The organism is Tepidamorphus gemmatus (assembly GCF_004346195.1).
GTDB classification, from domain to species: Bacteria; Pseudomonadota; Alphaproteobacteria; order Rhizobiales; family Tepidamorphaceae; genus Tepidamorphus; species Tepidamorphus gemmatus.
Genome location: NZ_SMAK01000010.1, coordinates 1 through 25,901, shown reverse-complemented (window position 1 = coordinate 25,901; position 25,901 = coordinate 1). Strand labels below are relative to the sequence as shown.

Below are 25,901 nucleotides of genomic sequence, written 5' to 3'. Positions count from 1 at the left end.
GATGCGGCACAATGGCCGCCTGTCGCGGGAGGGACCGTTTGCGCGTCGGCATCCGCTTTGCGCTCACCACGCTGGTGCTGGCCTCGATCGCGGTCACGGCGGCGATCGTGCATCTCTTGTGGTGGCGGACGGCCCAGGGCAATTCGCGCCTGCTCGCCGAGACCATAAACCGGCAGATCGTCGCCCAGGTCGAGGACGAGATCAGCCAGATCGCCGTACAGGGCCGCTCCGCGTTCTGGGCGATCCGAACGCTGTTCTTCCAGAACGTGCTGCAGACCCGCGAGGCGGACAAGCGGGAATTTGTCTTTCTGTCCCAGCTGCAGGCGCAGCCGTCGGTTTCCTGGATCGTGTTCGGCTGGCCCGACGGCGATGTCTTCGCCGCCCACAAGCTCGGCGACGAGCGGCTGGAAATGATGGAGATCGCACCGATGGGCGGCACCCTGACCCGCCGCATCGATGTCTACAAGGTCTATCCGAACGACATCGAGTTTCTCGAGCGTCGCTTCGAGCTTACCTCGTTCCGGTCAACCGACCAGCCCTGGTATCGCGCGACCATCGACCGCGATGGGCCGCACTGGCTGGAGGTCGAGGTGCATCCGACCGGCCACCGGCCGGCGCTTGCCTTTGTCGGCCCCGTCGATCTCTATACGACCCGGCAGGGCGTGCTGGCGGTAATGATCGAGCATGACCGGCTCTCGCGGTTCCTCGCCGGCCTGACCGTGGCCAGCAGCGGCTCGGCCTTCATCCTGCGCGCAGACGGCACGCCGGTTGCCGTACCCGACCCCGAGGCGGACGAGTTGATGGGCACCCGCCTCGACCGCGATCCGCTGCTGCCCCTCGCCCGCCGCGCCGTCGCCGGATCCGGGGCCGTCGCCGCCTCTGGCGCGGTGCGCGACCTGCCGTTGGACCTGCGGTTGATGGACGATGATGGCGATGCCTACACGGTGCGGCTGTCGCCGCTGGCCTTCGCCGACTGGATCCTCGCCGTCGTCATCCCGGAGAAGGAGTTTCTCGGCGAGATCGAGGCGACCACGGCTCGCCTGGCCGCCGGCATCCTGGCGCTGGTCATCGCCGCAGCGGTCCTGTCGGCCTGGCTGGGGCGGCGGTTGATCGCCCGACCGCTGCGCACGGTGGCGGGCGAGATCGCCCATGTCGAGCGGTTCGAGCTGGAACGCGTCGCCTATCATCCCTCGCGCCTTGCCGAACTGGACGAATTGTCCGCGACCATCCAGCGGATGGCGGGCGGGCTGTCGGCCTTTCGGCTCTATCTGCCCGACGAGGTGGTGCGCATGCTGCTCGCCGAGGGCATCGAGGCGAAGCCGGGAGGGCTGCGGCGCGAACTGACGATCATGTTCGCCGACGTCGCCGGCTTTACCGGCCTGTCCGAACGTCTCGGCGAGCGGATCGTGCCGCTGCTTGGCGGCTATCTCGATCTCGCCACCACCACCGTGCAGGCCGAGCGGGGCACGGTCGACAAGTATATCGGCGATGCGGTGATGGCGTTCTGGGGCGCGCCGGCCGAGGACCCGGACCATGCCGTGCACGCCTGCCGTGCTGCGCTCGCCACCGTCCGGGCCGTCGCCGCGAGCGGTCTCCGCGACGACTCCGGCCGGCCGCTCGCCATCCGCATCGGACTCAACAGCGGCGAGGTGCTGGTGGGGAATGTCGGTTCGCAGAGCCGCCTGAACTATACGGCCATCGGCGATGCCGTGAACGTCGCGAGCCGGCTCGAGAGCGCCAGCAAGCTGTACGGCACCGAGATCCTGATCGGCGCGCGCACCCGCGAACTGGCCGGATCGGCGATCCTCACCCGCCTCATCGACAAGATCGCGGTCTATGGCCGTGGCGGTGGCATGCAGATCCACGAACTGATCGGCCTTGCGGGCGAGACGATGCCGGCATGGGTCGAACCCTATGAGGAGGGATACGCCTGCTACAGCTGGGGAGATTTCGCCACCGCGATCCGCTTCTTCGAGCAGACGATCCTGATGCGCGGCGAGGATGCGCCGTCGCGCCTGATGATCCGCCGATGCCGCAGCTACCTGTCGGACCCGCCCAGGGGCGAATGGGACGGCGTCAGCGTGCTGGCGGAGAAATAGCCGCGCCGGGGCGTTGCGCAGCCGGTTCTCGAGCGGTTCTAGAGCAATGTTCGGAGACTCGGAAACCGGTTCCCGGATGTTGTGCTATTCGCCGTAGCGCGAGGCGATGCGCTGGGCTATGTCGGCGCCCTCTTGCATGTAGCTGTCGATCACCCAGACCGCGGTGCGGGTGCAGGTGCGATAGGTCTGCTCGAAGCCGCGATAGCCGCGATTGAAGCTGTCGACAAGCCGGGCGCGGCGCTCCGCGGTCGGGGACTCGGCGTCGATCAGCTGCTGCATCATCGACCGCCAGGTCTGGCCCTCGTCGGCGCCGCACAGGGCGCGCAGGTAGTGCACGGCGCCAAGGATCTCGGCGAGCCGCTGCATTTCCTTCTCGTAGGGCGGTTCGGAGGGGATCTGGGCGCACACCGGCGCGCCGCCGGCGAGGAGTGTCAGGACGGCAAACGCGGACAGGGTGCGGGCACAGCGGCGCATGCGACCTTCTAGCGCCGGCGGGGGGCCGTGGGCAACCGGCGGGCTACGTTTCCGCCGTGCTCTCCCCGCGCGGGTCCGGGCAGCATGCCGCAGATCCGGCCGCCGCCACGACCGCCGCCGCGCGGGCGATGACGTCCTCCAGTCCCTCGGTCATCGCGCGGCCGCCATAGGCGCCGGGAACGACCCAGGCGATCTCGCTCGCCTCCGGCGTTGCGCGGGGCTCGCCCTGCAGCCAGGTGGCGGCGAACGACACCACCACGAAATGCCGCGCGACACGCCCCGTCGCGTCGCGGCGAATCACCTCGACAGTGGCAGCGGGGCCGACGATCCGTGCCTCGACCCCGGTTTCTTCCAGGAGCTCGCGCAGAGCAGCCTCGGCGAGCCGCTCGCCCGGCTCGACCAGCCCGCCGGGCAGACTCCAGATGCCGGCGCGAGGCGCCCGCCCGCGCCGCGCCAGCAGCACGCGCCCGTTCCGGAACACCGCCGTCGATACCGCCAGCATCGGTGCGGCCGGATAGCTGCGCGGATCGTCGGGATCCGGTTCGATGCGGTCGGGCCACGTCATGGTGGTATCCCTTGCCTGATGTCGGGCGGCCCCTATCATGGCGCCGCGTCGGAACGGGCGGAAGCACCACCCCGGCCCGGCCGCAGCGACATGCTGGAGACGCCGATGTGCGGCCGCTTCGTCCTTACCTCGCCACCGCAGGAGATCCGGGTGTTCCTGGGGTTCGGCGAGCAGCCGAACTTCCCGCCGCGCTACAACATCGCCCCGACCCAGCCGGTTGCGGTGGTGCGGCTCGATCAGGGCGCGCGCTCCTTCGCGCTGATGCGCTGGGGTCTGCTGCCGTCCTGGGTCAAGGACGTCAAGGCCTTCCCGACCCTGATCAATGCCCGCGCCGAGGGCGTGGCGACAAGGCCCGCCTTCCGGGCGGCGATGCGCCGGCGGCGCTGCCTGGTGCCGGCGAACGGCTTCTACGAATGGCAGAAGACCGACAAGGGGCGGAAGCTGCCGTATTTCATTCACCGCGCCGGCGGCGGCCCCTTCGCCTTTGCCGGCCTGTGGGAAACCTGGACAGGCCCGGATGGCGAGCAGCTGGACACGACGGCGATCGTCACGACGCGTGCCAACCGGCGACTCGCGCCGCTGCATGACCGGATGCCGGTGGTGATCGAGCCGCACAACTTCGACCGCTGGCTCGACGCCGCAGCCAATCCGCCCGAAACGGTGACCGATCTGCTGGTACCGGCGCCCGATGACGTCTTCACCGCCTATCCGGTCTCGACGCGGGTCAACTCGGTCGCCAACGACGATCCCGGCCTGATCGAGCCGCTCGCCGACCCCTCCACGCCGCCGCCGACCCCGCCCGCCGGCAAGCGTCCGGACCGCGATCCCGGTGACGGCGGAGGCGGGCAGATGCGCCTGCTGTAGCGGCAACCTGCGTCAGGCCGGGGTGCGGGCCGGATCGAGCCACTTGGACATGCTGATCAGCTCCTGCCGGTCATAGCCCAGCGCCTCGTAGAACGCGGTCACGCCGGCATTCTCGGGGCGGATCGACAGGTTGAGCTTGCGGATCCCGCGCGACCGCAGCCAGTCTTCCGCTGCCGCCATGATCTGCCGGCCGAAACCGCAAGACTGCAAGTCCGGGTCCACCGAGACATAGTAGACCGCGCCGCGATGACCGTCGTGGCCGACCATGACGCTGGCGGCGAGCGCACTGCCGCTGCGGCCGACGAGCACCGTCGCGTTCGGCGAGGACCGCGCCAGGGCGATGTCGGCGTAGGGATCGTTCCACGGCCGCGTCAGCCCGCAACGGGTCCACAGCGACACGACCGCCTCGATGTCGGCGTCGGTCAATTCGGTGATCTGGAGCGGAGACATCGGGCCGGGTGTCCTCACGGCGAGGCCTGTCGGTTTAGACGACCTTGCCGGGATTGAGGATCCCCTTCGGATCGAGCGCCGCCTTGAGGGTGCGCATCAGCTCGAGCTCGACCGGCGGCTTGATCCGTTCCATGAGATGCCGCTTCAGATGGCCGATGCCGTGCTCGGCGGAGATCGAGCCGCCGAGATCGAGCACGATCGCGTCGATCGCGTCGGTGACCGGTCCCCACTGGGCAAGGAATCCGGCGCGGTCGGCGCCGGGTGGCTGGCTGAAGTTGAAGTGGATGTTGCCGTCGCCGAGATGGCCGAACGGAACCGGTCGGATGCCGGGGACGATCGCCTCGGCGGCCGCGATGCCCCGCGCGATGAGGTCCGGCACCCTGGCGACCGGCACCGACACGTCGTTCTTGATGGAGCCGCCCTCCGCGCGTTGTACCTCCGACATCTTCAGCCGCAGGCCCCAGAAGTCGCGGGCCTGGTCGATCGAGGCAGCGACCGCCGCGTCCGCCACGATCCCGGCCTCGAGGGCATGTTCGAGAATTGCCTGCATGAGGGCGTCAAGGTCGGCGTCCTCGAGCGGCGAGGACAGCTCGATGAGCACATACCAGGGATGGGGCTCGGCGAGCGGATCGCGGCTTCCGGCCGAATGGCGCAGAACGAAGTCGATGCCGATCCGCGGGATCAGCTCGCAGGCGGTGAGCTGACCGCCGGCCTTCGCCCGAGCGATCCGGAACAGGCCGAGTGCCGCGGCGGGGTCGGCGACGCCGGCGAGGGCGGTCGCCTGGGCGCGCGGGCGGGGAAACAGCTTCAGCACCGCCGCGGTGATGACGCCGAGCGTCCCCTCGGCGCCGATGAACAGGTCCTTGAGGCTGTAGCCGGTATTGTCCTTGCGCAGCGCCCGCAAGCCGTTCCAGACCCGACCGTCGGCCAGCACGACCTCGAGGCCGAGCACCAGGTCGCGCGCATTGCCATAGGCCAGCACCGCGGTGCCGCCGGCATTCGTCGACAGGTTGCCGCCGATCTGGCAGGACCCCTCGGCGCCAAGGCTGAGCGGAAACAGCCGGTCGACGGCCTCGGCGGCGCGGTGCACCTGGTCGAGGATGCAGCCGGCCTCGACCGTGATGGTGTCGCCCTCCGGATCGACCGCCCGGATCGCGTTCAGCCGCGACAATGACAGGACGATCTCGCCGGCGTGCGGGATCTGGCCGCCGACAAGCCCGGTATTGCCGCCCTGCGGCACGATGGCGGTGCCGGTCTCGTGGGCCAGTCTCAGGATGGCGGAGACCTCCGCAACCGTACCCGGCCGCAGCACCAGCGGTGTCACGCCGCGATACAGGTCGCGGTGTTCGACGATGAACGGTTCGATATCGCCGGGCGCGGACAGCGCCTGGCCAGGGCCGACGAGAGAGGCGAACCGATCGATGAGCTCGGGAGTCATGGACGCCGCCAGTCCGAATGGAAGGGATCGCGACCCTAGAGCAATTTGCCGGGACGTGGAAACCGGTTCGTCTTCTGGACTCGCGACGAACAAGACGGCGGGCACGGTTCATCGAGGCCGTGAAGCGATGCACGGTGCGCGGCGGTGCGGGCCGGAATGACCAGACGCTGAGGGCTGCGCCGGACGGGCTTGCGACAAGGAACAACTTATACGATACTATTAACTCTAATGCACGCAAAGCGAGAGGAACGGGGAGGCGACAATGGCTTTCGATACGGCAACGGCCGCCAGGCTGATCACCGACGAGGTCGCGGCGGCCGCTGCCGCAGCGCCCGACGGAGTTGCGATGGCGGCCTCCGCCAAGGCATCCGACTTCTGCAGCCTCTGGAAGGCAGCCAAACCGATCCTGGAAACCGTCTCGGGCTTCATCGGTTTGATTCCGGGGGTCGGTGCGACGGCCGGAGCGGTGCTCAAGGGGCTTATCAAGGTCGGCGACATGATCTACGAGGCGCAGTGCACGTAGCTCCGCACCGGCAGTCCGGTCGCGCCTGCCGCAGGAACCGGTTCCGGCGGAAGGCCTGCGCTGATCCGGAAGGAATCCGGGTTCTGCACCCGACGTTCTTGAGGCCTTGTCGGGCTAGTGACTCGAGACTTCCGATCGATGGCGGTCCCGAGTTGGCGCGGCTTGATCTCAGAGATGGGGAAAGGGCGATCGTCGCGCCGCTGCTGCCCGGCGCCGGCGAGGTGCGCAACGGCCGGTTGCCGCTCGATGACCGCAAGGTGCCGAACGGCATCTTCTTGGTGCTGTGCGCAGGCACGCCTTCGACCCGACGCAGGCGCGGTGCGGCTCCGGAATGGGCCGGCGGCGCCCGCCCCTCCTGCTTGGCGCGACCGATCCGCTCACCCGACGACGCTGCGGCTGCTGCATGCCCCAGGAAACCGCGGCACCGAACCGCGTCACAACGGCGCGGCAGCTCTCCTTGCGGCAAACCGCCTCAACAACACGCTCACGCATGTCGTTGGGTGGAGGTCGGGTCACCGGATGCCGGCCTCCGGGTCTGCGCCCGAGAGTGCGACGAAACAGCAGGTTGGAGCGGCCCGTCGGGCCGGTGAAACAATGAACCGCTCCTGTCCCGGCCCGGCGCCTCGTCCCGCCCCGAGCTGAATGGTCCGACCTCAGGACGCCTCCCGGGTCAGGTAAGGCGCCAGATGCGCCGGCTCGGGAATCACGGCGACGATCTTCATCTGGGCGAGGCTGCGGCCGGCGGCGGCGGCAATGTGCGCCGACAGCATTTCCGCCGCCGCCGCCACCGCGTCGCGCAACAGCAGCTCGACGATCATGCGATGCTCGGTGATGGCACTGCGGTCGGCCGGCAGGCCGAGCTGGCGCAAGACCCGGTCGGCGGCGAGGACCGGCAGCAGATTGTCGCAGATCATCTGCGCCAGGCGGTTGTTCGGCGTGGTCAGCACGCAGGTATCGACAAGCAGCGTCTCGAACGCCTCGAGACTGTCATCCTCGTCGTCCGTGTCGATTGTCTCGGCGGCCCGGAACTGCGCGTGGAGGCGGGCCAGCCGGTCGCGGTCGAGATGCGGCGCAGCATCGACCAGCGCGGGCGGTTCGAGGATCCCGCGGAGCGCGAAGTGGTCCTTGATGGAGCGCGCGGTCAGCGGCCCCGCCACCCAGTGCGAGCTCTGATCCTTGCGGACGAGCCCGCGCTCCTGCAGGCGGCCGAGCACGTCGCGCACCACCGTCCGGCTGACGCTGAAGTGCCGGGCGAGCTCCGCCTCGACCAGCCGGAACTGGCCGAACACGATACAGGCCGCGACATCCGTCTCGACGGTCTCGTAGATGCGCATCCACGAACCGCGGCTGAGCAGGGCTGCCCCCGCCTCGTGAGGGATCTCCAGCCCCAGCGCCTTGATGTCGGTGCGCAGCGCTTCCGCCCCGCAGCCCGGCGGGCCGACCAGATAGCCACGCCCGTCGAAGCGGTGAATCAGGCCGTCCGCCTCGAGCAGCTGCAGGGCGCGCTGCACCGGGGCGCGGCTGGTCTGCAGGATCTCGGCGATCGGACCCTCGAGCAGGACCAGACCGCGGGGCAGCTGACCCTTCTCGATATTGCGGCGCAGGATGCGCTCGACAATCTCGTAGCGGCGCAGCGCCGACACTGATGGCGGCCCCTTGCTCATGGACGGCAGCGTCCTCTGCTGGCGGTTCGGAGCGACCATCATGCCTCCGGTAGCCTCCGCACGCGAGCCTGTCGGACGCCCGTTTCCGGGACCAATGAAATGGCTATTGCGTACAATTGCATCACGATGCTGATGCGAAAGGCGGCATCCGCTCCCGGCATCGGCATCGCCAACCCTGTCAGGGTGGGGCGCCGGCACGATGCCGATCCCATCATGCATTGTCGGATAATCTGAGTACTCCGACCTTCTCCGGCGCCTTGCCGGCACGGCTCCGGGTCATCCAGCATGTCGCGTTGCTCCGAATGCAACAAAACTATTGCATACAAAAATCATTTATCCTAGCCTCCCATCGACAGGCAGGCCGCCGGGAGGACGAGGCGGGCCGCCCGCGGCGACGGTCGTGGGCGCGCAGGCGCGGGCCTCAACGAGAGGGGACAGGAACGATGGCGACCAAAGGTCGACCTGTGCGGGCCGTTGCGGCCGCACCAATCGGCTCGTTTCGCTGACGGCGTGGGGCGGCCATGACCAACGCTCTCCTCGTCAGCGGTCTCAGCAAGTCCTATGGCAATGTCGTCGCCCTCGATGACGTGTCGCTGCGCATTGCCGCAGATCGATATGTCTCGCTGCTCGGCCCGAGCGGCTCGGGCAAGACCACGCTGCTGCGGGTGATCGCCGGTTTCGAGGAGCCGGACGCCGGACAGGTCGTGGTTGCCGGGCGGCCGATGGACCGCGTCCCGGCCCACCGTCGCGGCATCGGCTTTGTGTTCCAGAATTTCGCGCTGTTCCCGCATCTGTCGGTGAAGGAGAACATCGGTTTTGGCCTCGTCAACCGCGAGGAGGCGCCGCTCGCCCCGCGCCTCGCCGACGCCCGGGTGCGGGACATGATCGCGCTCGTCGGCCTGACCGGACTCGAGAGTCGCCGCATCGACCAGATTTCCGGCGGCCAGCGGCAGCGTGTGGCGCTGGCCCGCACGCTGGTGACAGAGCCCAAGCTGGTGCTGCTCGACGAGCCGCTCGGTGCGCTCGACGCCAATCTGCGCGCTCGCATGCGCAGCGAGTTGCGCGCGATCCGGGAGCGGCTCGGCATCACCTTCCTGCATGTCACCGGCAGCGAGACCGAGGCGCTCGCGATGGGCGATACGGTGGTCGTGCTCGACCGCGGGCGGATTGCCCAGGTGGGCGACGCCGCCAGCGTCTATGACCGGCCAGCCAGCCCGAACGTGGCGCGCTTCCTCAGCTGCTACAACCTGTTCACCGGCGAGCTCGCCGACGACACCTTCACCACGGCGGCCGGTCGGTTCCCGATCGCCGGCGCGGTTCGCCAGACGACCGGCGGTCGTCGCGAGGGCGCCTACGCGGTGCGGTACGACCGCATCGAGGTCCGACCCGCCGGGGCCGGGGCCTCGCCCGACGAAGTCCGCATCGAGGCGACCTTCGTCGCCAGCGAATATACCGGGGCGTCGGTCACCTCGTTCTTCGCCCTCGATGCCGGCGGCATGGTCGAGGTCGAGGCGCATCTCAGTCATCGGGCCCCGCCGGCCTACACCGAACGACAGCGCTACGGCCTCGTCTGGCGGCCGCAGGACGCGATCGTCTTCGCCTGAGCGCCAGCATCGCACCAGGGATCCGTTGCCGGATGACAACCACCACGATGAGCGAAGCAACGAACGAGGGGCCGGCCTCTCCGGCCGCGAACCGGCAGCGGATCGCCTATTGGCTGATCGCGCCGGCGGTGGTCTGGATGGTGCTGTTCCTGGTGCTGCCGATCGCCATGATGGTCTACGTCTCGTTCTGGACGCAGACCACCTTCACCATCGAGCCGACGCTGACGGTGAAGAGCTGGGTCACCTTCTTCACGTCCGAGACCTATCTCGCCGCCCTGTGGACGACGGTCCGGATCTGGCTGACGGTGCTGGCGGCGACACTCCTCATCGGCTATCCGGCGGCGCTGTTCGTCGGCCTGTTCGTCCGCAACCGGACGTTGCAGACGGCGCTACTCGTGCTGTGCGTCATCCCGTTCTGGACCTCCTTCCTGATCCGCGTGCTGGCCTGGCGGCCGATGCTCGGCAAGGAAGGCGCGATCAACATCGTGCTGCAGGGGCTCGGCATCACCTCCCAGCCGATCGAGGCGCTGCTGTTCTCCGAGCTCTCGGTGGTCATCGGCATGACGCAGATCTACTGCGTGTTCATGGTCGGGCCGATCGCCTTCACGCTCGCCCGCATCGATCTCAACGTGATCGAGGCAGCGCGCGATCTCGGCGCCGGCTTCCTGCGCATCTTCCGCACGATCATCCTGCCGTTGTCGATGCCGGGTGTCGTGGTGGGTTCGATCTTCGTCTCGGTGATGGTGCTCGGCGAGTTCGCGACCTCGGCGGCGCTGTCCGGGCGCAAGGTCAACATGCTCGGCAACATCATCGTCACGCAGGTGGGCTCGCTGAAATGGGCCTTCGCCGCCGTGGTCGGCGTCGTGCTGACGGTGATCATGGGCATCGTGGTCGCCGGTCTGCTGCGCATCGTCAACCTCCGCAAAGAGCTCTAGCGGCCGGGATCAGGGGAGGACGACACATGCGATCGGTTTTCACCGGCAGATCGAACGATCCGATCACGGCCCGCCGCGCCCGTCCCGGCGAGAGCGGCCGGGCTCCCTCCGCGCCGTCCGTTTCCGAATGCGGGTGCTAGCCATGCAGTCCACCGTCATCAAGCCGGTCCTCGCCATCTACACCGGGCTGTTCCTGCTGTTCCTCTACGGCCCGTTCGCGGTGCTGACGATCCTCTCCTTCCAGGCCGGCCCCGAAGGCGGCCCGCAGTTTCCGATCATCGAGTGGTCGACCTACTGGTACCGCCACCTGGTCGGCCTGACCCCGCCCTCGCGCGTCGCGCCGCTGCCGATCTACGAAGGACTGCTGCGATCGCTGACTCTCGCCTTCATGACCATGGTCGTCTCGACCGTGCTCGGCGTCGCCTCCGCCCAGGCCTTCCGGTCGCGTTTCAAGGGCTCCGGGCTGGTGTTCTATCTCATCGTGCTCGGCATGATGGTGCCGGGCGTGCTGGTCGGCCTCGGCATGGCGCTGGTCGCCAATTTCCTCGGCATCGATCGGCACTGGTGGAGCACCGCCTTCGTCCTGCATGTCGTCTACACGTTGCCCTTCGCCTTCCTGGTGATGCTGGCGATCTTCAACCGCTTCGATGCGAGCGTCGAGGAAGCCGCCTGGTCGCTCGGGGTGTCGCCGGCGCGCACCTTCCGCAAGGTAACATTTCCGCTGATCTTCCCGGGCGTCCTGTCGGCGATGCTGTTCGCCTTCACGCTGTCCTACGACGAGTTCTCGCGCACGCTGTTCGCGTCCGGGCGCGACCTGACGCTGCCGCTGGCGATATACGGCACCTTCTCGATCGAGATCCACCCGAATGTCTTCGCCTTCGGGGTGCTGACGACGCTGTTCTCCTTCGCGCTGCTGGCTGTCTACGCGGTGCTGATGGGTCTGTCGGTCCGTCGCGCAAGGCGCTTCGCCATCCAGGAGGACGTGGCATGATCACCGCGATCGTCACCGGCGCCGGCTCGGGAATCGGACGCGCCATCGCGCTGCGCCTCGCCGCCGACGGACACGCCGTTGCGGTCAACGATCTCGATCCGGTCCGTGCCGAGGCCGTCGCAGACGAGATCCGCGTCGCCGGCGGCCAGGCGACCGGCATCGCCGGCGACGTGTCGCAGGAAGCGGACGTTGCAGGGATCGTCGCGGCGGCGGAATCCGCCTTCGGTGCCGTCGGCATTCTCGTCAACAATGCCGGCCACGTGCACCAGGCACGGTTCGAGCAGCTCGCCACTGCCGACTTCGACCGGATGATCGCGGTCCATCTGCGCGGCACCTTCCTGATGACCCGCGCGGTGATTGGCGGGATGCTCGACCGCGGCGCCGGCATCATCGTCAACGTCGCCTCGCAGCTCGGCCAGATCGGTGGCATCGAGCTCACCCACTATTCGGCTGCCAAGGCCGGCATCATCGGCATGACCAAGGCGCTCGCCCGCGAGGTGTCGAACCGCGGCGTCCGCGTCAACGCGGTCGCGCCCGGTCCGATCAACACGCCGCTGGTGATGGCGCTGTCGCAGGACTGGCGCCAGCGCAAGGCCGCCGAACTGCCGCTCGGCCGCTTCGGCGAGCCGGAAGAGGTCGCGGCCGCCGTTGCCTTCCTCGCCTCGCCCGGCGCGAGCCTGTTCGTCGGCCAGACGCTCGGGCCGAACTCCGGCGATGTGATGCTCTGACCTGCAAGGACACCGACATGGTATCGAGCACTTCCAATCCCGCCCGCACCGTGCTGATCACCGGCGCCGGCATCGGCATCGGCAAGGCGACCGCCGAAGCCTTCGCGCGGTCGGGCGATCACGTCGTCGTCACCGACATCCTGGAGGACGAGGGGCAGGGGGTCGCCGCGGCGATCCGGGCGGCCGGCGGCTCGGCCGAGTTCATGCGGCTCGACGTTCGCTCGACCGCCGAGGCCGAGGCGGTCGTCGCTGCGATCGAGGCCCGGCGCGGGGCGGTCGACGTCATCGTCGCCAATGCCGGCATCGCCCACCGGGTACCGCTCGACCGGCTTGACGACGAGAAGTGGGATCTGACCTTCGACATCGACCTGAAGGGCATGATCCGCGTGGTCCGGCCGGCGCTCGCGGCAATGAAGGCGCGCGGCGCCGGCGCCATCGTCTGCGTCTCCTCGATCATGGGCGTCGCCTATGGTTGGGACGAGCACGTCCACTATTCCGCGGCGAAGTCCGGCGTCGTCGGCCTGGTCCGGGGGCTCGCGGTGGAGCTCGCCCGCTCCGGTATCCGCGTCAACGGCATCGCGCCCGGCTACATCCGCACCGCCCAGCTTCTCTCGGAGGAGCACTCGCTCGGACCGGCGGGCGCCGAGGCGGCGGGCGCCTTCATTCCGATGGGCCGCATCGGCGAGCCCGAGGAGATCGCCGACGTCATCGTTTTCCTGGCTTCCAGCGCGGCCCGGTACATGACCGGACAGACCGTGGTGGTGGATGGCGGCCTGCTGGTCGGCCGCTACTGACTGCGCGGCCGCACCGCCGCAAGGATGTCAACGACAACTCCGGAGGTTGAGACAATGGACAAGCTGGAACTGACACGGCGAAGGATGCTGAAGGGGACGGCCGGCGCTATGGCGCTGGCGCTCGGCGGCGGAACGCCGTTCCTGTCGTCGCAGCGGGCTTACGCCCAGGCGACCAACCTGGCGTCGCAGCAGCTGCGGACGATCGGCCTGTCGGTGACGGTGCAGGAACGCATCCTCGCCGACTTCAAGGAGAAGTCCGGCGTCGGCGCGACATCCGGCACCGCCGCCACCTTCCCCGACGCGCAGACCCGCATCCTGTCCGGCTCGCGCGACTACGACGTCTGGGAGACGATCGCCGAGCGGTTGCCGGCGGTGGTCATGACCAACAATGTCGAGCCGATCCCGGTTGCGTCGCTGAAGAACTGGGCCAACATCCGCGATACCTTCACCAAGGCAAGCGACAAGTGGGATCGCCGCTCGCAGATCGTCGGCCAGATCTGGACCGACGAAAGCCAGACGTCGCTGTGGATGGTGCCGGCCGTCTACAATTACGACTCGATCGGCTACAACCCAGAGGTCGTCTCGGACGAGGAGGCGAACACCTGGACGGCGATCTTCGACGAGAAGTGGAAGGGCAAGTCGGGCCTCAACACCGATCCGCTGATTGCCTTCGGCCAGGCCATCATGGCGATGAACTCGCTCGGCCTGTCGGACGTCAAGAACCCCGGCAATCCGTCCGTCGCCGAGATCGACGAGGCGACCAAGTTCCTGATCTCGAAGAAGCGTGATGGCCAGTTCCGGGCGCTGTGGGGCGATTTCGGCGAACTGGTCAACCTGCTCGCTTCCGGCGAGATGGTGGTGTGCGACGCCTGGCAGCCGGCGGTGATGGCGGTGAAGGCGCAGGGCAAGCCGTGCAAGTACGCGGTTCCGAAGGAGGGCTACCGCGCATGGGCGATCGGCCCGAGCCTGATTGCCGGCTCGCCGAACAAGGAGGCGGTCTACGCCTACGCCGACTACTGGCTGTCCGGACCGCCAGGCATCACCGTCTCCGAGCAGGGCTATTACTCGCCGACCACCAACATCAAGGATGTGATGCCGCCCGAGAAGTATGCCTTCTGGTACGAGGGCAAGCCCTGGGTCGGCCCGGAAGAGCGCGGCATCAAGGAAGGTGACCTGCGCGACGGCGGCTCGCTCGAGGAACGCGCTGCCAACGTCGCCTACTGGCATCAGTGGCCGGACGAGTACGACCATCTGATCCAGCGCTGGGACGAGTTCCTCAGCGCCTGATGGCGGAAGAGAGAGGATGACTGGACGGCGGGACGAGAACTCCCGTCGTCCCATCCGACGGAGAGAGGCGATGGGCTACGATCTCGAACTGATCAAGGTCGGCAAGGTCTACGACAACGGCACGCCTGCCGTGATCGACTTCGATCTTGCCGTCTCCAAGGGCGAGTTCATCGCCTTTCTCGGCCCCTCCGGCTGCGGCAAGACGACCACGCTCAGAATGATCGCAGGGTTCGAGACGATCACGTCGGGCGACATCCTGATCCGCGGCCGGCGGATCAACGAGCTGCCACCGGAGCGGCGGCCGACCTCGATGATCTTCCAGAACTACGCGCTGTTCCCGCATATGAGCGTGCGCCGCAACGTCGGCTACGGGCTCGAGGTGAAGGGCATGCCTCGGGCCGAGCGCGAGGCAAGGGTCGAGCGCATCCTGGAGACGCTCGATCTCACCGCGATCGCCGACCAGAAGCCCGACCGGCTGTCGGGCGGCCAGCGGCAGCGCATCGCGCTCGCCCGCGGGCTGGTGGTGGAACCCGAGATCCTGCTGCTCGACGAACCGCTCGGTGCGCTCGACGCCAATCTGCGCAAGGCGATCCAGAACGAACTCAAGATCCTGCAGAAGACGCTCGGCATCACCTTCGTGTTCGTGACCCATGCGCAGTCCGAAGCGCTCGCGCTGTCGGACCGGATCGTGGTGATGAACCAGGGGCGCGTGGAACAGATCAGCCCGCCGCATGTGCTCTATAGGCGGCCGCAGACGCCGTTCGTCGCGCAGTTCATCGGCCGCAACACGATCCTCGACGGGATCGTCCGCGAGCGCGCCGGCGAACGGGCCGTCGTGGAGACGCCGCTCGGCCGCTTCACCGGCCACGCCGTGAACGGCCTTGCGGCCGAGACGCGCGCCAAGCTGGTCGTCCCGGGCGAGGCCCTCGACGCGCACCGGATCGACGGCGCCGACCGCGAGGCGATCGCGGCGCGCTATTCGGGCAACGTCCTCACCGGCGCGGTCAGCCGCAGCGAAGTCGTCGGTCACCTGGCCCATCTGACCATCGACCTTGCAAATGGCATGTCGATCCTGCTCGAGGGGCATGTCGACAAATACCCGCGCGACGCGTTTCGTCCGCAATCGCAGGTGCTGCTGAGCTGGTCGCCCGACGAGGCGACCGTGATTGCGGCGTGATGCGATGAGCAGCGCCCGCGACTCCCGCACGGCTGCCGAACTGGGGCGGGCCATCGCGGCCGGCAAGATCGATCCGCGCGACCTCGTCGAGGAGGTTCTGGCCGCGATCGCCGCGTGCGATGACCGGGCGATCTTCACGATCCTGACCCCCGAGCGGGCCCGCCGGGAGGCCGCGGCCGCGGCCCGCCGACGGCAATCGGGCACGTCGGCCGGGCCGCTCGACGGCGTGCCGATCGCCTGGAAGGATCTGTTCGACCTCGACGGCGTGCCGACCACCGCAGGTTCGCGCGTGCTTGCCTCCGCAGCGCCGGCGGTGGCGGACGCTCCGATCGTTGCCCGCCTCGCTGCCGCCGGCATGGTGACCGTCGGGCGCACGAACATGACCGAGTTCGCCTTCTCCGGCCTCGGTCTCAACCCTCACTACGGCACGCCCGTCAACCCGTACGGCACGGGCGAGGCCCGCATTCCCGGCGGATCGTCGTCGGGATCGGCCGTGGCCGTCGCCCGGGGTCTGGTTCCGGTGGCAATGGGCTCCGACACCAGCGGCTCGGTGCGCATACCGGCGGCCTTCAACGGCCTCGTCGGCTACAAGGCCTCCGGCGGCCGTTACCCGATGGCGGGGGTTTATCCCCTCGCACCGTCGCTGGACACGCTCGGCCCGCTGTGCCGCAGCGTCGAGGACGCGGTTCTCGTCGATGCGGCGATGCGGGGCATGGCCGCTCCCCCGCCCGCACCTGCTGCGCTTGCGCCGCACAGGATCGTGGTGCCGACGAATGTCGTGTTCGAGGAGGCCGAGCCGGCCGTCACCGCTACCTTCGAGGCCGCGCTCGAACGGCTCGCAGCAGCGGGCATCGCCATCGACCGGCGCGCCCTTCCGGTGCTCGACGACGTCCGCGACCTGTTCGCCCGACATGGCACGCTGGTCGCCGCCGAGGCGCATGACGGGCTCGCCGCCATGGTGACCGGTCCCGACGCCGAGGCGATCGACCGGCGCGTCGTCGCCCGCGCCCGCCTTGGCGGACGCATCGGCGCGGAGGATCGCGCGGCGCTGATCGCCGGTCGCACGAGGCTGATGGCCGCAGCCGCGCAGGCGGTGCCGGCCGGCAGTCTCATCGCCTTTCCGACCGTCGCCTGCGTCGCACCGAGGCTCGCGCCCCTCGAGGCGGACGACGAGACCTTCTTCGCCGTGAACGCGCGGGTGCTGCGCAACACCATGCTGGCGAGCTTCCTCGACTGGTGTGGGGTCACGATCCCCTGCGGCACGGACGCGGACGGCATGCCGACCGGTTTCCTGCTCAACGCGCCGTCCGGGCATGACGATGCTCTGCTCGCCTTTGCCGGACACGTCGAGCAGGCGATCCGCGGGACACCCGGCTGACAGCCGACACCCAAACCCACCCAAACTCCAAGGAGGCAGACATGGCCAAGGAAATCTTCTGCAGCATCGGCGTCGATGTCGACGCCGTAGCCGGCTGGCTCGGGTCCTATGGCGGCGAGGACTCGCCCGACGACATCTCGCGTGGCCTGTTCGCCGGCGAGGTAGGCTCGATGCGCCTGCTGAACCTGTTCGAGCGCTGGGGCATCAAGACCACCTGGTTCATTCCCGGCCACTCGATCGAGACGTTCCCCGAACAGATGAAGGCCGTTGCCGAGGCAGGCCATGAGATCGGCATCCACGGCTACAGCCACGAGAACCCGATCGCGATGACCCGCGAGCAGGAAACCGAGGTGCTCGACAAGTGCATCGAGCTGGTTACCAAGCTGTCCGGTCGCCGGCCGACCGGCTACGTCGCTCCCTGGTGGGAATTTTCGAATGTCACCAACGAGCTGCTGCTCGAGCGCGGCATCAAGTACGATCACTCGCTGATGCATAACGACTTCACGCCCTACTATGTGCGGGTGGGCGATTCCTGGACCAAGATCGACTATTCGAAGAAGCCGTCCGACTGGATGGTGCCGCTGAAGCGCGGCCACGAGACCGACCTGATCGAGATCCCGGCCTCCTGGTATCTCGACGATCTGCCGCCGATGATGTTCATCAAGAAGGCGCCGAACAGTCACGGCTTCGTCAACCCGCGCCATCTGGAGGAGATGTGGCGCGACCAGTTCGACTGGGTCTACCGGGAGATGGATTATGCGGTGTTCCCGATCACCATCCATCCCGACGTCTCCGGTCGGCCGCAGGTACTGATGATGCTGGAACGCCTCTACAATCACATGATCAGCCATCCGGGCGTCAAGTTCGTGACGATGGACGAGATCGCAGACGATTTTGCCCGGCGCTTCCCGCGCAAGAAGTGAGCCGACGGCACGTGTCTTCCGCCCGCCATCCCGGACGGCCGCAGGCCGATCCGGGACCGGGAGGCAGGACTTGACGTCTGCGGCGGGCGGCTCTCCCGGCTCTCCACGTCGTTGCGGCCGGGATGACGGCAGATGGATCAGCGATAAGGATCGCGGACAGAGGATGCAAGGAGGAGGCACGGGCATTCACCCGCGTCACCTTTGAGGCCAGGAAGAAGATCGGATGTGTTCGCTCTGCGGCGTGCTCGGCGGCAATGAGCACTGGACGGACGCGGCGCCACGGCCGGGTGTCTATACGCGCAATGCCGATGGCGTGGCCCGCCGCCGCGAACGGGCCAATCGCGTGCGAATCGCAAACCGGGCACTCCGCCCGTTCCGGCTGACGCTCTCCGACTGGCAGGGCAACGCCTTCCTGCTGTCGACGCTCACCGGCAAGACCGAGATCGTCGAGGATCTCGCGCATCTGTGGATGGCGGCCGAACGGCTGACGGGCGCCCCCTGCGATCCGCTCTCCCCCGCTGTGCTCGACGCGTTGGATGCTGCCGATGGCTGAGCCACGTCCCGACGATGCGATCCCGGATTTCACGCCCGTCAGCCTGCTGACGGGGTTTCTCGGCTCCGGCAAGACGACGCTGTTGCGCCGTCTGCTCGACGACCCCGCGCTCGCCGACACGGCGGTGCTGATCAACGAGTTCGGGGAAGTCGGGCTCGATCACCATCTGATCGACCGGATCGACGAGACGACGGTGCTGCTGCAGTCGGGTTGCGTCTGCTGCACGATCCGCGGCGAACTCTCCGAGGCGATCCGCGGACTGCATTCGAAACGCGCTCAGGGGGCCGTGTCACCGTTCCGTCGTCTGGTGATCGAGAGCACCGGGCTTGCCGATCCCTTCCCGATCGTCTCGACGGTCCGCTCGGATCCGGTGCTGCGGCACCACTTCCGGCTGGCCAACGTGATCACCACGGTCGATGCGGCCAACGGGCTCGGCCAGCTCGACACCCACGAGGAATCGCTGCGCCAGGCAGCCGTGGCCGATCACCTCGTCATCACCAAGACCGACATCACGACGCGCGAGACCATCGACAGGCTGCTGTCGCGCCTTGCCGCGATCAATCCTGCGGCGACCGTCACGCTCGCCGCCGAGGAGGTGATCACGGCCGACCGGCTGCTGCTCGCCGAGCCGTTCGACAGACCGGCGCGGGCGGACATCCCGCCGCCAGGACGGAACCATGCCCACCATCACCATGACGATCGCATCCGCGCCTTTGCCGTCGTCATCGACCGGCCGATCGACTGGACCGCGTTCGGGATCTGGCTTGCCATGCTGCTCAACCGCCATGGCCGGCAGGTCCTGCGGGTGAAGGGCATCATCAACGTCGCCGGCGAGCCCAATCCGGTCGCGGTGCACGGAGTCCAGCACGTCGTGCACCCACCGGTCCACATGCGCGCGTGGCCGGACGGCGACCGGCGCTCGCGCATTGTCTTCATCGTCGACGGACTCGATCCGGCGTTGATCCGCCGCTCGCTCGACACGTTCAACCGCCTGTCCGGCAGGCGCTGACCGCTTGCACCGGACCTGCCCTTGCCCCTAACTCGGCATCAGATCGGTCTCCAGCCATGCAGGTTCTTTCCGAGGTGCGGATTTCGCGATGTTGTCGGCGCCGTGACCGCGCAACGGGCCGGCTCGACGATACCTTGCGAAGGCCGCCGGTATGACCCGCCCGTTCGAGCCCAGATCACCGAACCTCAACACCGCCGGACGTCCCAGGCTGCGGGTTCTGGGGACGGAAATCACGCTGCTCGAGATCGTTCGCGACCGGGCCGCGGCCGACCTTGGCATCGACCTGCAGTTCGAAGTGCTGGATTTCCTCAGCGCACAGCACAAGGCCGCCGTCGCACCGACGACCTATGACGTCTACGACCAGTGCTTTCACAACCTCGACATCGTCTGGTTCTGGCGGGCGATCCAGCCGATCGAACTCGACCGGATCACGCGCTGGGACGCCGTGAGCGACCTCACCAAGACCGGCAGGATCAGCCCCAATGCACCTGTCGGCAGTGGCGACGCACCCGTCACACGCCTGTTCGTGCAGCCGAACGGATCGCTCGGCGCCGCGCCGACGCATGTGATCAGCATGCTGCCGACCGTGCACAACTTCGACTCCTTTGCCTATCTTCCGACGGCGGTGAACGGCGGGCCGGAGGCCGCCGTTTCCTGGGGGGACCTGCTGGACGAGCGCTGGAGCGGCCGCGTGGCGCTGGTCGACGAACCGGCGATCGGCATCTTCGATGCAGCCCTTGCCGCGCAGGCGCGCGGCGAAATGTCGTTTGAGGATATCGGCAATCTGACGATCGAGGAGATCGACCGGCTGATCGACCTCCTCGAGACGCGCAAGCGGGCCGGCCACTTCCACGGCTTCTGGCGCACCGCGCACGAGGCGGCCGATTTCATGGCGTCCGGCGCGGTCGCCATCGCCAGCATGTGGTCGCCCGGCATCACCGAACTGCGCGAACGCGGCGTCGATGTCGTCGAGGCGGTGCCGATCGAGGGCTATCGGGCCTGGCATGGCGGTGTCTGCCTTGCCCGGCACCTCAGCGGGCGAATGCTCGATGTCGCCTACGACTATCTGAACTGGTGGCTGGACGGCTGGGCTGGCGCGATGATGGCCCGGCAGGGCTATTACATGTCGGTGACCGAGACCGTGAAGGCGCATCTGTCGCCGGCGGAATGGGCCTACTGGTACGAGGGCGAGGTCGCGGCCACCGACCTGCCGGATCCACAGGGCATCGTCACGGTGCGCGCCGGCGAAGTGCGCGCCGGGGGCTCGTACCGGCAGCGGGCGAGCCGGATCGCCGTCTGGAACACCACCATGGACGAGCACAACTACCTCGTCCGCCGCTGGAACAAGCTGGTTGGCCGGCAGAGCCGCGACGCAGCCGATCCCCAGTCCCTGCCGCCCGGCCGCGTCGGCACAGGCGAGCAGCGGGCGATGCCAGCCTGAGGTGCGATCGGAACGCCAGTGCGCGGCATCCCGGCTCCACAAACTCCCGGATGGGGCGACGCCGCCTTCTCAGCCAGACCCACTCTGCGTGATGCCGCCAAACGGCGCGGCCGACGCCGGCATGCGGCCACGGTTGATACCGGCCGATGAACGATGCGGCCCGACATTCGCCGCTGGTGATGCGATTCGACGGTGCGATTGTGGTCCGTCTACATACTTCAGCAGATTCCCTGTTAGTTCATCATATTGTTGCATCGGTCGGTGTTCCATAGCCTTCCCCCGACGTGCAACTGACGATGCGTCAGGCACGCCCCCTCGGCGCCTAGCTCGCAAGCGCAAGCCCCAGTGGCTCCGGCGAGGGCGTCGAGCCGACAACGACAGGGGAACAAGACATGAAGCGACGCGACTTCAACAAGCTGCTGCTGGCGGGGATGGCGCTGCCCGGAATCAGCTTTATGCGTGAAGGCATGGCCTATGCGCAGACCCCGAATGGCGGTCTGACGAGCTTGCTCGCGCCTGAGCCGCCGACGCTGATGCTGCCGCTCAACCAGCAGCAGCCGACCATCGTCGCGGGTGCCAAGATCTTCGAGAGTCTTCTCGACTACGACTTCGACCTGTCTCCGCGCCCGCAGCTCGCGGAGAGCTGGGAGATTTCGGAGGACGGGCTGACCTATACCTTCCACCTCGTTAGGAATGCCAAATGGCACGACGGGGTACCGTTCACGGCGCACGACGTTGTCTTCAGCTGCAGCCAGATGCTCATCGAACTCCACCCACGAGCCCGTGTCTCGTTCGAGCGCTGTGAGAGCATCGACGCAGCCGATGACCATACCGTGGTGTTCAAGCTGAAGGCGCCGTTCGCGCCGTTCATCTATGCCTTCGAGACTGTATCGGCCCCAATTGCGCCGCGCCACATTTACGAGGGGACTGACTACAAGAACAATCCTGCCAACGACCATCCGATTGGAACAGGCCTGCTGAGACCCCCGCCATTTCCTCCAGGCTGAGGTAGAGTCCGGCCTGACGAGAGGACCGGACGATGAAGCGATCGAGGTTCAGCGAGGAACAGATCATCGGCATCCTGCGTGAGCAGGAGGCGGGGGCGAGGACGGCGGAGGTGTGCCGGCGTCACGGGATCAGCAGCGCGACGTTCTACGCGTGGAAGGCGAAGTTCGGCGGGATGGACGTTTCGGAGGCCAAGCGGCTGAAGAGCCTGGAGGACGAGAATGCCCGCCTGAAGCGGCTCCTCGCCGACGCGATGCTCGACAACGCGGCGCTGAAGGACATCCTCGGAAAAAAGCCCTGACGCCCGCCGCCAAGCGGCAGACGGTCGCTCGTCTCGTGGCGGATCACGGGATGAGTGAGCGGCGGGCGTGCCGGGTTCTCGGGTTCGACCGGACGACGATCCGCTATCGCTCGAGCCGGGACGACAGCGCACTGCGCGAGCGCATGCGGGCGCTCGCGCAGACGCGTCGGCGCTTCGGCTACCGGCGTCTCCACATTCTGCTCCGGCAGGAGGGTGTCGTGATCAATCGCAAGCGCACGCAGCGGGTCTATCGCGAGCTCGGGCTCACCGTCCGCCAACGACGGGGACGCAAGCGCGCCGTCGGGACGCGGGCGCCGATCCTCGCGGCCGCGGCGCCGAACGCCCGCTGGTCCCTCGACTTCGTTCACGACCAGCTCGCGGACGGGCGGCGCTTTCGCGTGCTCAACATCATCGACGACGCGACGAAACGCTGCCGCGCGGCGGTCGTCGACACCTCGATCTCCGGCCGGCGTGTCGTGCGCGAGCTCACAGCCCTCGTTGCCCGACACGGCAAACCGGATCTCATGGTCAGCGACAACGGCATCGAGTTCACCTCGAACGCGGTCCTCGCCTGGTGCGCCCAGACCGGGATCGCCTGGCACTACATCGCGCCGGGCAAGCCGATGCAGAACGGCATCTGCGAAGCCTTCAACGGCCGCATGCGCGACGAACTCCTGAACGAGACGCTGTTCCGCAGCCTCGACCACGCGCGTGCCTGCGTCGCCGACTGGATCGAGGACTACAACACCGCGCGCCCCCATTCGGCGCTCGGCTATCTCTCACCGGCGGCGTACGCCGCCACCTTCACCGCAACAGGCGCTCGGCTGCGCAACCCCGACCAGCTCCGCCGAGCGCCCCTTGCTCCCACCGCGGGAAACCGCCAAACTCATGCCGCGGCTCTGCTTCCGGCTGGATGAAGAAACGGGGTCACACCAACGTGACGAGGGCCACCTAACGGTTGTAAACGTCTGTCCATCGCCGCAGGATCGCATGAGCAGAAAGGGGATCTCCGTATCGTTCGGGGGAAGCGATGAGCATGGCGTTGGAGCTGGTTAGCTCGCTTAATCTTGAGGTAGTGGAAACAATCGACCTTCCGGGTAGAGCCGAACGACGCAGGTCCATTCCCCAGGCTCTCCTGTCTGGCCCGGTTGGTCCGTTGCTGCGCGATATAAGTGCCGACGGCACAGTCTGGCATCACCAATCTATTGCATTTGAGAAGCTTTTACGGGGCGAGAATATTGTTGTCGCTACTGGCACTGCGTCTGGAAAATCTCTCATATTCCAGACACTCGCCTTCCACAAAATTCTAGGCGATGACTCCTCACGAGTACTGGTTTTTTACCCGTTAAAAGCACTCGCCTCGGACCAGCACGAGCGGTGGCAACGCATGGCGACACTTGTCGGTCTGGATGCGTCATGCGTGGTGAGGATCGATGGTGACACTCCGGTTGCAGACAGGAGTGATGCGCTTGAGTCCGCGCGGATCGTGTTGATGACCCCCGACGTGTGTCACGCCTGGCTCATGCGAAATGTTGGAAGCGGACTGGTCCGTCGTTTTATGGAACGGCTAACGCTTCTTGTTCTCGATGAAGCTCACGTTTACGAGTCCGTCTTTGGCAGTAATGTTGCATTCCTTCTGCGCAGGATGATCATTGCAAAACGTCGGGCAACGCAACAACACTCCAAAGCGCGTCAGCTTCAAGTCATTGGTGCCACTGCCACCATTAGAGATCCCGCCGAGCATCTGCACCGTCTAACCGGTTTGCACTATTCCGTCATCGACGAGTCGGAGAACGGAGCTCCCTTTTTCCCCCGCATGATTTTTCACGTTAATGGCGCCGAATATGGGCCAGCCGGTGAGGAAGCGCTGACGGATATTGTTCGCGGCGTAAAACAACTTTCCACCCGGCGACGCTTTATTGCCTTTTTGGATTCACGGCAGGGTGTCGAGCGGATCGTAAGGAGGTTGAACGATCGTGCTGTGCTGCCCTATCGCAGCGGTTACGAAGCTGCGGATCGTAAGCAAATTGAGAAAGCACTTCGCGATGGCAGTCTTGACGGTGTGATAGCCACATCTGCACTGGAACTTGGCATTGATATATCGGACATGGAAGTCGGAGTTAACCTCGGCGTGCCTGAGTCTCGGAAGGCTTTCAGACAACGGATTGGGCGCGTTGGCCGTTCGGGTCCGGGCGTTTTCTTCGTCATTGCTCCACCCGGCGCTTTTCGGAGATTTGGTGAGACTTTTCGGGACTACTATGAGGGGTCGGTAGAGCCGTCGTATCTTTACCTTGGCAATCGTTTTATTCAATTCGCCCAAGCACGCTGTTTGCTCGATGAAGTGGAAGTGCTTGGGGGCGATCAGTCCACACTCCCAGCGGGCGTAGACTGGCCGGCGGGCTTCGGCGAGATTGTTAAGTTCGCCAAGCCAGGAGGCGGGCGGCCCCGTGAATTCGATTTCATTGCTCAGATCGGAGCAGATGCACCCCACTTCAACTATCCGCTCAGACAAGTTGGAGAGGCAAACTTCGAGATAAAGGAGGGACGAGGAGACTTCCAGCAGCGGGTCGGTGATATAGCAACCAATCAGGCAATTCGAGAAGCATATCCGGGCGCAACGTATCTCCACATGGGACGGGCGTACAAAGTACAGGAATGGAGCACTCGAAGTTTCGATCGTTCGATCCGTGTGACGTCTTTGAAAGAACCAGCGCGGACAAGGCCAATACTGAAAAAAACCGTAACTTTCAGCTTGGCGCCAGACGGAATTGTGGATGGCAGAATTAAGCATGCGAAAAACGGGCTGGTAGCTGAAGTCCACCTGCAAGTGAACGAAAGCGTAGAGGGCTACACAATAGCAAAGACAGCATATCTGTATCGCGATTTGCGTGCGGAAAATCCCAACATGTCGCGCAAGCAGCGGGATTTCCGTACCACAGGTGTACTTCTCCGCATCAGCGATACTTGGTTTTCTGGAACGCAGCAGGCAAAGGTAAGGGAGCGCGTGGCAGATGGTCTGCTCGGTATTATTAGCCGTGACAGGAGTATTTCACCGAGAGATATTGATGCGACGCATACGAATATTGCGATACTTACGGAATTTGGTCCCCAACGACTTACTGATGCTGTCGTGATATATGACAGCGTATACGGTGGACTCCGTTTGACGGAAGATCTGTTTGTGGAGTTCGAACGATATGTCACTCAACTCGATAAAGCTGCTGATCTCGCTCGCGAAGAAGCCATAGTCGGTGAAGAAACGACAGTAAGACTGATTGAATGGACGAAGACCCTCGGAACGGGGCAAGGTGGGCAGGACGTCATCACAGCGCCTCCCGACGGCTGGTTGCAAGTGTATAAGCCGGGCAGCTTCGTTTCTATATTGCACAATGGAAATTTTGTAGAGCGAGAGATTGTCGAACCCAAGCTGGCTGACATATTTGGTACCGGTACTAAAACGCTTTTCTATTCGTATCGTGTGAGTGGCGGGATCGGGCTTGTTCCGCATGATCAAATCCAGGCGACAGGACAAGAGTGGTCGTGGATACTTTGGAATCCTGAGACCGGAGAGTTTCAGGAACTCGAAGTGACAACAGAATGAGTTAGTGGATCACGTCTGACATTTGAATCCCGAGAGGGATTCCCTCGAGCGGCGTCGCATGCGAGTCTGGGCCATGCGCCCCGGGATTTCCATCACC

The 25,901-nt window shown here is 66.4% G+C and carries 23 protein-coding genes; 18 read left to right on the top strand and 5 right to left on the bottom strand.

Annotation, left to right across the window (positions count from 1 at the left end):
- Positions 1-11 precede the first annotated feature (11 nt).
- A complete protein-coding gene (locus EDC22_RS14490; RefSeq protein ID WP_132807397.1) occupies positions 12-2,099 on the top strand; it encodes an adenylate/guanylate cyclase domain-containing protein in 2,088 nt (695 codons plus the stop codon).
- A gap of 84 nt (positions 2,100-2,183) precedes the next feature.
- Here EDC22_RS14490 and EDC22_RS14485 read toward each other — a convergent pair whose 3' ends face one another.
- Both EDC22_RS14485 and EDC22_RS14480 read right to left on the bottom strand, forming a co-directional pair.
- Entirely contained in the window at positions 2,184-2,573 is a 390-nt protein-coding gene (locus tag EDC22_RS14485) for a TIGR02301 family protein (protein ID WP_132807396.1), read from the bottom strand.
- Between the two features lie 43 nt (positions 2,574-2,616).
- On the bottom strand, positions 2,617-3,138 hold the full coding sequence (locus tag EDC22_RS14480; RefSeq protein ID WP_132807395.1) for an NUDIX hydrolase: 522 nt from the start codon (positions 3,136-3,138) through the stop codon (positions 2,617-2,619).
- Between the two features lie 105 nt (positions 3,139-3,243).
- Here EDC22_RS14480 and EDC22_RS14475 point away from each other — a divergent pair, with 105 nt between their 5' ends.
- Positions 3,244-4,002 (top strand): SOS response-associated peptidase, encoded by a 759-nt coding sequence (locus EDC22_RS14475; RefSeq protein WP_132807485.1) that lies wholly within the window; start codon positions 3,244-3,246, stop codon positions 4,000-4,002.
- A gap of 12 nt (positions 4,003-4,014) precedes the next feature.
- Here EDC22_RS14475 and EDC22_RS14470 read toward each other — a convergent pair whose 3' ends face one another.
- On the bottom strand, positions 4,015-4,452 hold the full coding sequence (locus tag EDC22_RS14470) for a GNAT family acetyltransferase (protein WP_132807394.1): 438 nt from the start codon (positions 4,450-4,452) through the stop codon (positions 4,015-4,017).
- 34 nt (positions 4,453-4,486) lie between these two features.
- A complete protein-coding gene (locus tag EDC22_RS14465; RefSeq protein ID WP_132807393.1) occupies positions 4,487-5,890 on the bottom strand; it encodes an FAD-binding oxidoreductase in 1,404 nt (467 codons plus the stop codon).
- 262 nt (positions 5,891-6,152) lie between these two features.
- On the opposite strand from EDC22_RS14465, the gene EDC22_RS14460 reads away from it, so the two are divergent.
- Positions 6,153-6,413, top strand: coding sequence for a hypothetical protein (locus EDC22_RS14460; protein ID WP_132807392.1), 261 nt, complete (start codon positions 6,153-6,155; stop codon positions 6,411-6,413).
- Between the two features lie 653 nt (positions 6,414-7,066).
- On the opposite strand, the gene EDC22_RS14455 is transcribed toward EDC22_RS14460, so the two are convergent.
- Positions 7,067-8,077 carry a GntR family transcriptional regulator gene (locus EDC22_RS14455; RefSeq protein WP_132807391.1) on the bottom strand — a complete coding sequence of 337 codons (1,011 nt, stop codon included), beginning with the start codon at positions 8,075-8,077 and terminating at the stop codon, positions 7,067-7,069.
- A 521-nt stretch (positions 8,078-8,598) separates the two neighbouring features.
- Between EDC22_RS14455 and EDC22_RS14450 the strand changes: the two genes are divergently transcribed.
- The 15 genes from EDC22_RS14450 to EDC22_RS14380 all read left to right on the top strand — a co-directional run bounded on the left by EDC22_RS14450 (position 8,599) and on the right by EDC22_RS14380 (position 25,804).
- Positions 8,599-9,681, top strand: coding sequence for an ABC transporter ATP-binding protein (locus EDC22_RS14450; protein ID WP_132807390.1), 1,083 nt, complete (start codon positions 8,599-8,601; stop codon positions 9,679-9,681).
- Between the two features lie 47 nt (positions 9,682-9,728).
- On the top strand, positions 9,729-10,616 hold the full coding sequence (locus EDC22_RS14445; protein WP_132807484.1) for an ABC transporter permease: 888 nt from the start codon (positions 9,729-9,731) through the stop codon (positions 10,614-10,616).
- Between the two features lie 142 nt (positions 10,617-10,758).
- Complete coding sequence (locus EDC22_RS14440) at positions 10,759-11,607, top strand: ABC transporter permease (RefSeq protein ID WP_132807389.1); 849 nt, start codon at positions 10,759-10,761, stop codon at positions 11,605-11,607.
- Positions 11,604-12,335, top strand: a complete 732-nt coding sequence (locus tag EDC22_RS14435) for an SDR family NAD(P)-dependent oxidoreductase (protein ID WP_132807388.1) — start codon at positions 11,604-11,606, stop codon at positions 12,333-12,335. Before EDC22_RS14440 ends, EDC22_RS14435 begins: the two co-directional genes overlap by 4 nt.
- 17 nt (positions 12,336-12,352) lie before the next feature.
- Entirely contained in the window at positions 12,353-13,129 is a 777-nt protein-coding gene (locus EDC22_RS14430) for an SDR family NAD(P)-dependent oxidoreductase (RefSeq protein ID WP_132807387.1), read from the top strand.
- Positions 13,130-13,183: 54 nt separating this feature from the next.
- Positions 13,184-14,416: an ABC transporter substrate-binding protein gene (locus EDC22_RS14425; RefSeq protein WP_132807386.1), complete on the top strand. Its 1,233-nt coding sequence runs from the start codon at positions 13,184-13,186 to the stop codon at positions 14,414-14,416.
- A 70-nt stretch (positions 14,417-14,486) separates the two neighbouring features.
- The gene (locus tag EDC22_RS14420; RefSeq protein ID WP_132807385.1) at positions 14,487-15,593 is read left to right on the top strand and encodes an ABC transporter ATP-binding protein; all 1,107 of its coding nucleotides are present in this window, start codon (positions 14,487-14,489) and stop codon (positions 15,591-15,593) included.
- Between the two features lie 4 nt (positions 15,594-15,597).
- Positions 15,598-16,971 carry an amidase gene (locus tag EDC22_RS14415; protein ID WP_132807384.1) on the top strand — a complete coding sequence of 458 codons (1,374 nt, stop codon included), beginning with the start codon at positions 15,598-15,600 and terminating at the stop codon, positions 16,969-16,971.
- Positions 16,972-17,012: 41 nt separating this feature from the next.
- Positions 17,013-17,894 carry a polysaccharide deacetylase family protein gene (locus EDC22_RS14410; RefSeq protein ID WP_132807383.1) on the top strand — a complete coding sequence of 294 codons (882 nt, stop codon included), beginning with the start codon at positions 17,013-17,015 and terminating at the stop codon, positions 17,892-17,894.
- A gap of 223 nt (positions 17,895-18,117) precedes the next feature.
- Complete coding sequence (locus EDC22_RS14405) at positions 18,118-18,447, top strand: hypothetical protein (RefSeq protein WP_132807382.1); 330 nt, start codon at positions 18,118-18,120, stop codon at positions 18,445-18,447.
- Positions 18,440-19,456 (top strand): CobW family GTP-binding protein, encoded by a 1,017-nt coding sequence (locus EDC22_RS14400; RefSeq protein WP_132807381.1) that lies wholly within the window; start codon positions 18,440-18,442, stop codon positions 19,454-19,456. The genes EDC22_RS14405 and EDC22_RS14400 overlap by 8 nt, the downstream gene beginning before the upstream one ends.
- A 151-nt stretch (positions 19,457-19,607) precedes the next feature.
- On the top strand, positions 19,608-20,897 hold the full coding sequence (locus tag EDC22_RS14395; RefSeq protein ID WP_132807380.1) for an ABC transporter substrate-binding protein: 1,290 nt from the start codon (positions 19,608-19,610) through the stop codon (positions 20,895-20,897).
- A gap of 392 nt (positions 20,898-21,289) precedes the next feature.
- A complete protein-coding gene (locus tag EDC22_RS14390; RefSeq protein ID WP_132807379.1) occupies positions 21,290-21,904 on the top strand; it encodes an ABC transporter substrate-binding protein in 615 nt (204 codons plus the stop codon).
- 32 nt (positions 21,905-21,936) lie between these two features.
- Positions 21,937-23,120 (top strand): IS3 family transposase gene (locus EDC22_RS14385; protein WP_132807378.1). Its coding sequence is split into 2 segments (ribosomal slippage): positions 21,937-22,198 and positions 22,198-23,120, totalling 1,185 coding nucleotides; the frame shifts between segments, so codons are not numbered across the junction.
- A 239-nt stretch (positions 23,121-23,359) separates the two neighbouring features.
- Entirely contained in the window at positions 23,360-25,804 is a 2,445-nt protein-coding gene (locus EDC22_RS14380) for a DEAD/DEAH box helicase (RefSeq protein ID WP_165926920.1), read from the top strand.
- Positions 25,805-25,901 lie beyond the last annotated feature (97 nt).

What these genes read in the sequence shown, in the direction of transcription:
- EDC22_RS14490 (WP_132807397.1), top strand. Translation starts at nt 12, where the DNA reads ATGGCCGCCTGTCGCGGGAGGGACCGTTTGCGCGTCGGCATCCGCTTT.
- EDC22_RS14485 (WP_132807396.1), bottom strand. Translation starts at nt 2,573, where the DNA reads ATGCGCCGCTGTGCCCGCACCCTGTCCGCGTTTGCCGTCCTGACACTC.
- EDC22_RS14480 (WP_132807395.1), bottom strand. Translation starts at nt 3,138, where the DNA reads ATGACGTGGCCCGACCGCATCGAACCGGATCCCGACGATCCGCGCAGC.
- EDC22_RS14475 (WP_132807485.1), top strand. Translation starts at nt 3,244, where the DNA reads ATGTGCGGCCGCTTCGTCCTTACCTCGCCACCGCAGGAGATCCGGGTG.
- EDC22_RS14470 (WP_132807394.1), bottom strand. Translation starts at nt 4,452, where the DNA reads ATGTCTCCGCTCCAGATCACCGAATTGACCGACGCCGACATCGAGGCG.
- EDC22_RS14465 (WP_132807393.1), bottom strand. Translation starts at nt 5,890, where the DNA reads ATGACTCCCGAGCTCATCGATCGGTTCGCCTCTCTCGTCGGCCCTGGC.
- EDC22_RS14460 (WP_132807392.1), top strand. Translation starts at nt 6,153, where the DNA reads ATGGCTTTCGATACGGCAACGGCCGCCAGGCTGATCACCGACGAGGTC.
- EDC22_RS14455 (WP_132807391.1), bottom strand. Translation starts at nt 8,077, where the DNA reads ATGAGCAAGGGGCCGCCATCAGTGTCGGCGCTGCGCCGCTACGAGATT.
- EDC22_RS14450 (WP_132807390.1), top strand. Translation starts at nt 8,599, where the DNA reads ATGACCAACGCTCTCCTCGTCAGCGGTCTCAGCAAGTCCTATGGCAAT.
- EDC22_RS14445 (WP_132807484.1), top strand. Translation starts at nt 9,729, where the DNA reads ATGAGCGAAGCAACGAACGAGGGGCCGGCCTCTCCGGCCGCGAACCGG.
- EDC22_RS14440 (WP_132807389.1), top strand. Translation starts at nt 10,759, where the DNA reads ATGCAGTCCACCGTCATCAAGCCGGTCCTCGCCATCTACACCGGGCTG.
- EDC22_RS14435 (WP_132807388.1), top strand. Translation starts at nt 11,604, where the DNA reads ATGATCACCGCGATCGTCACCGGCGCCGGCTCGGGAATCGGACGCGCC.
- EDC22_RS14430 (WP_132807387.1), top strand. Translation starts at nt 12,353, where the DNA reads ATGGTATCGAGCACTTCCAATCCCGCCCGCACCGTGCTGATCACCGGC.
- EDC22_RS14425 (WP_132807386.1), top strand. Translation starts at nt 13,184, where the DNA reads ATGGACAAGCTGGAACTGACACGGCGAAGGATGCTGAAGGGGACGGCC.
- EDC22_RS14420 (WP_132807385.1), top strand. Translation starts at nt 14,487, where the DNA reads ATGGGCTACGATCTCGAACTGATCAAGGTCGGCAAGGTCTACGACAAC.
- EDC22_RS14415 (WP_132807384.1), top strand. Translation starts at nt 15,598, where the DNA reads ATGAGCAGCGCCCGCGACTCCCGCACGGCTGCCGAACTGGGGCGGGCC.
- EDC22_RS14410 (WP_132807383.1), top strand. Translation starts at nt 17,013, where the DNA reads ATGGCCAAGGAAATCTTCTGCAGCATCGGCGTCGATGTCGACGCCGTA.
- EDC22_RS14405 (WP_132807382.1), top strand. Translation starts at nt 18,118, where the DNA reads ATGTGTTCGCTCTGCGGCGTGCTCGGCGGCAATGAGCACTGGACGGAC.
- EDC22_RS14400 (WP_132807381.1), top strand. Translation starts at nt 18,440, where the DNA reads ATGGCTGAGCCACGTCCCGACGATGCGATCCCGGATTTCACGCCCGTC.
- EDC22_RS14395 (WP_132807380.1), top strand. Translation starts at nt 19,608, where the DNA reads ATGACCCGCCCGTTCGAGCCCAGATCACCGAACCTCAACACCGCCGGA.
- EDC22_RS14390 (WP_132807379.1), top strand. Translation starts at nt 21,290, where the DNA reads ATGAAGCGACGCGACTTCAACAAGCTGCTGCTGGCGGGGATGGCGCTG.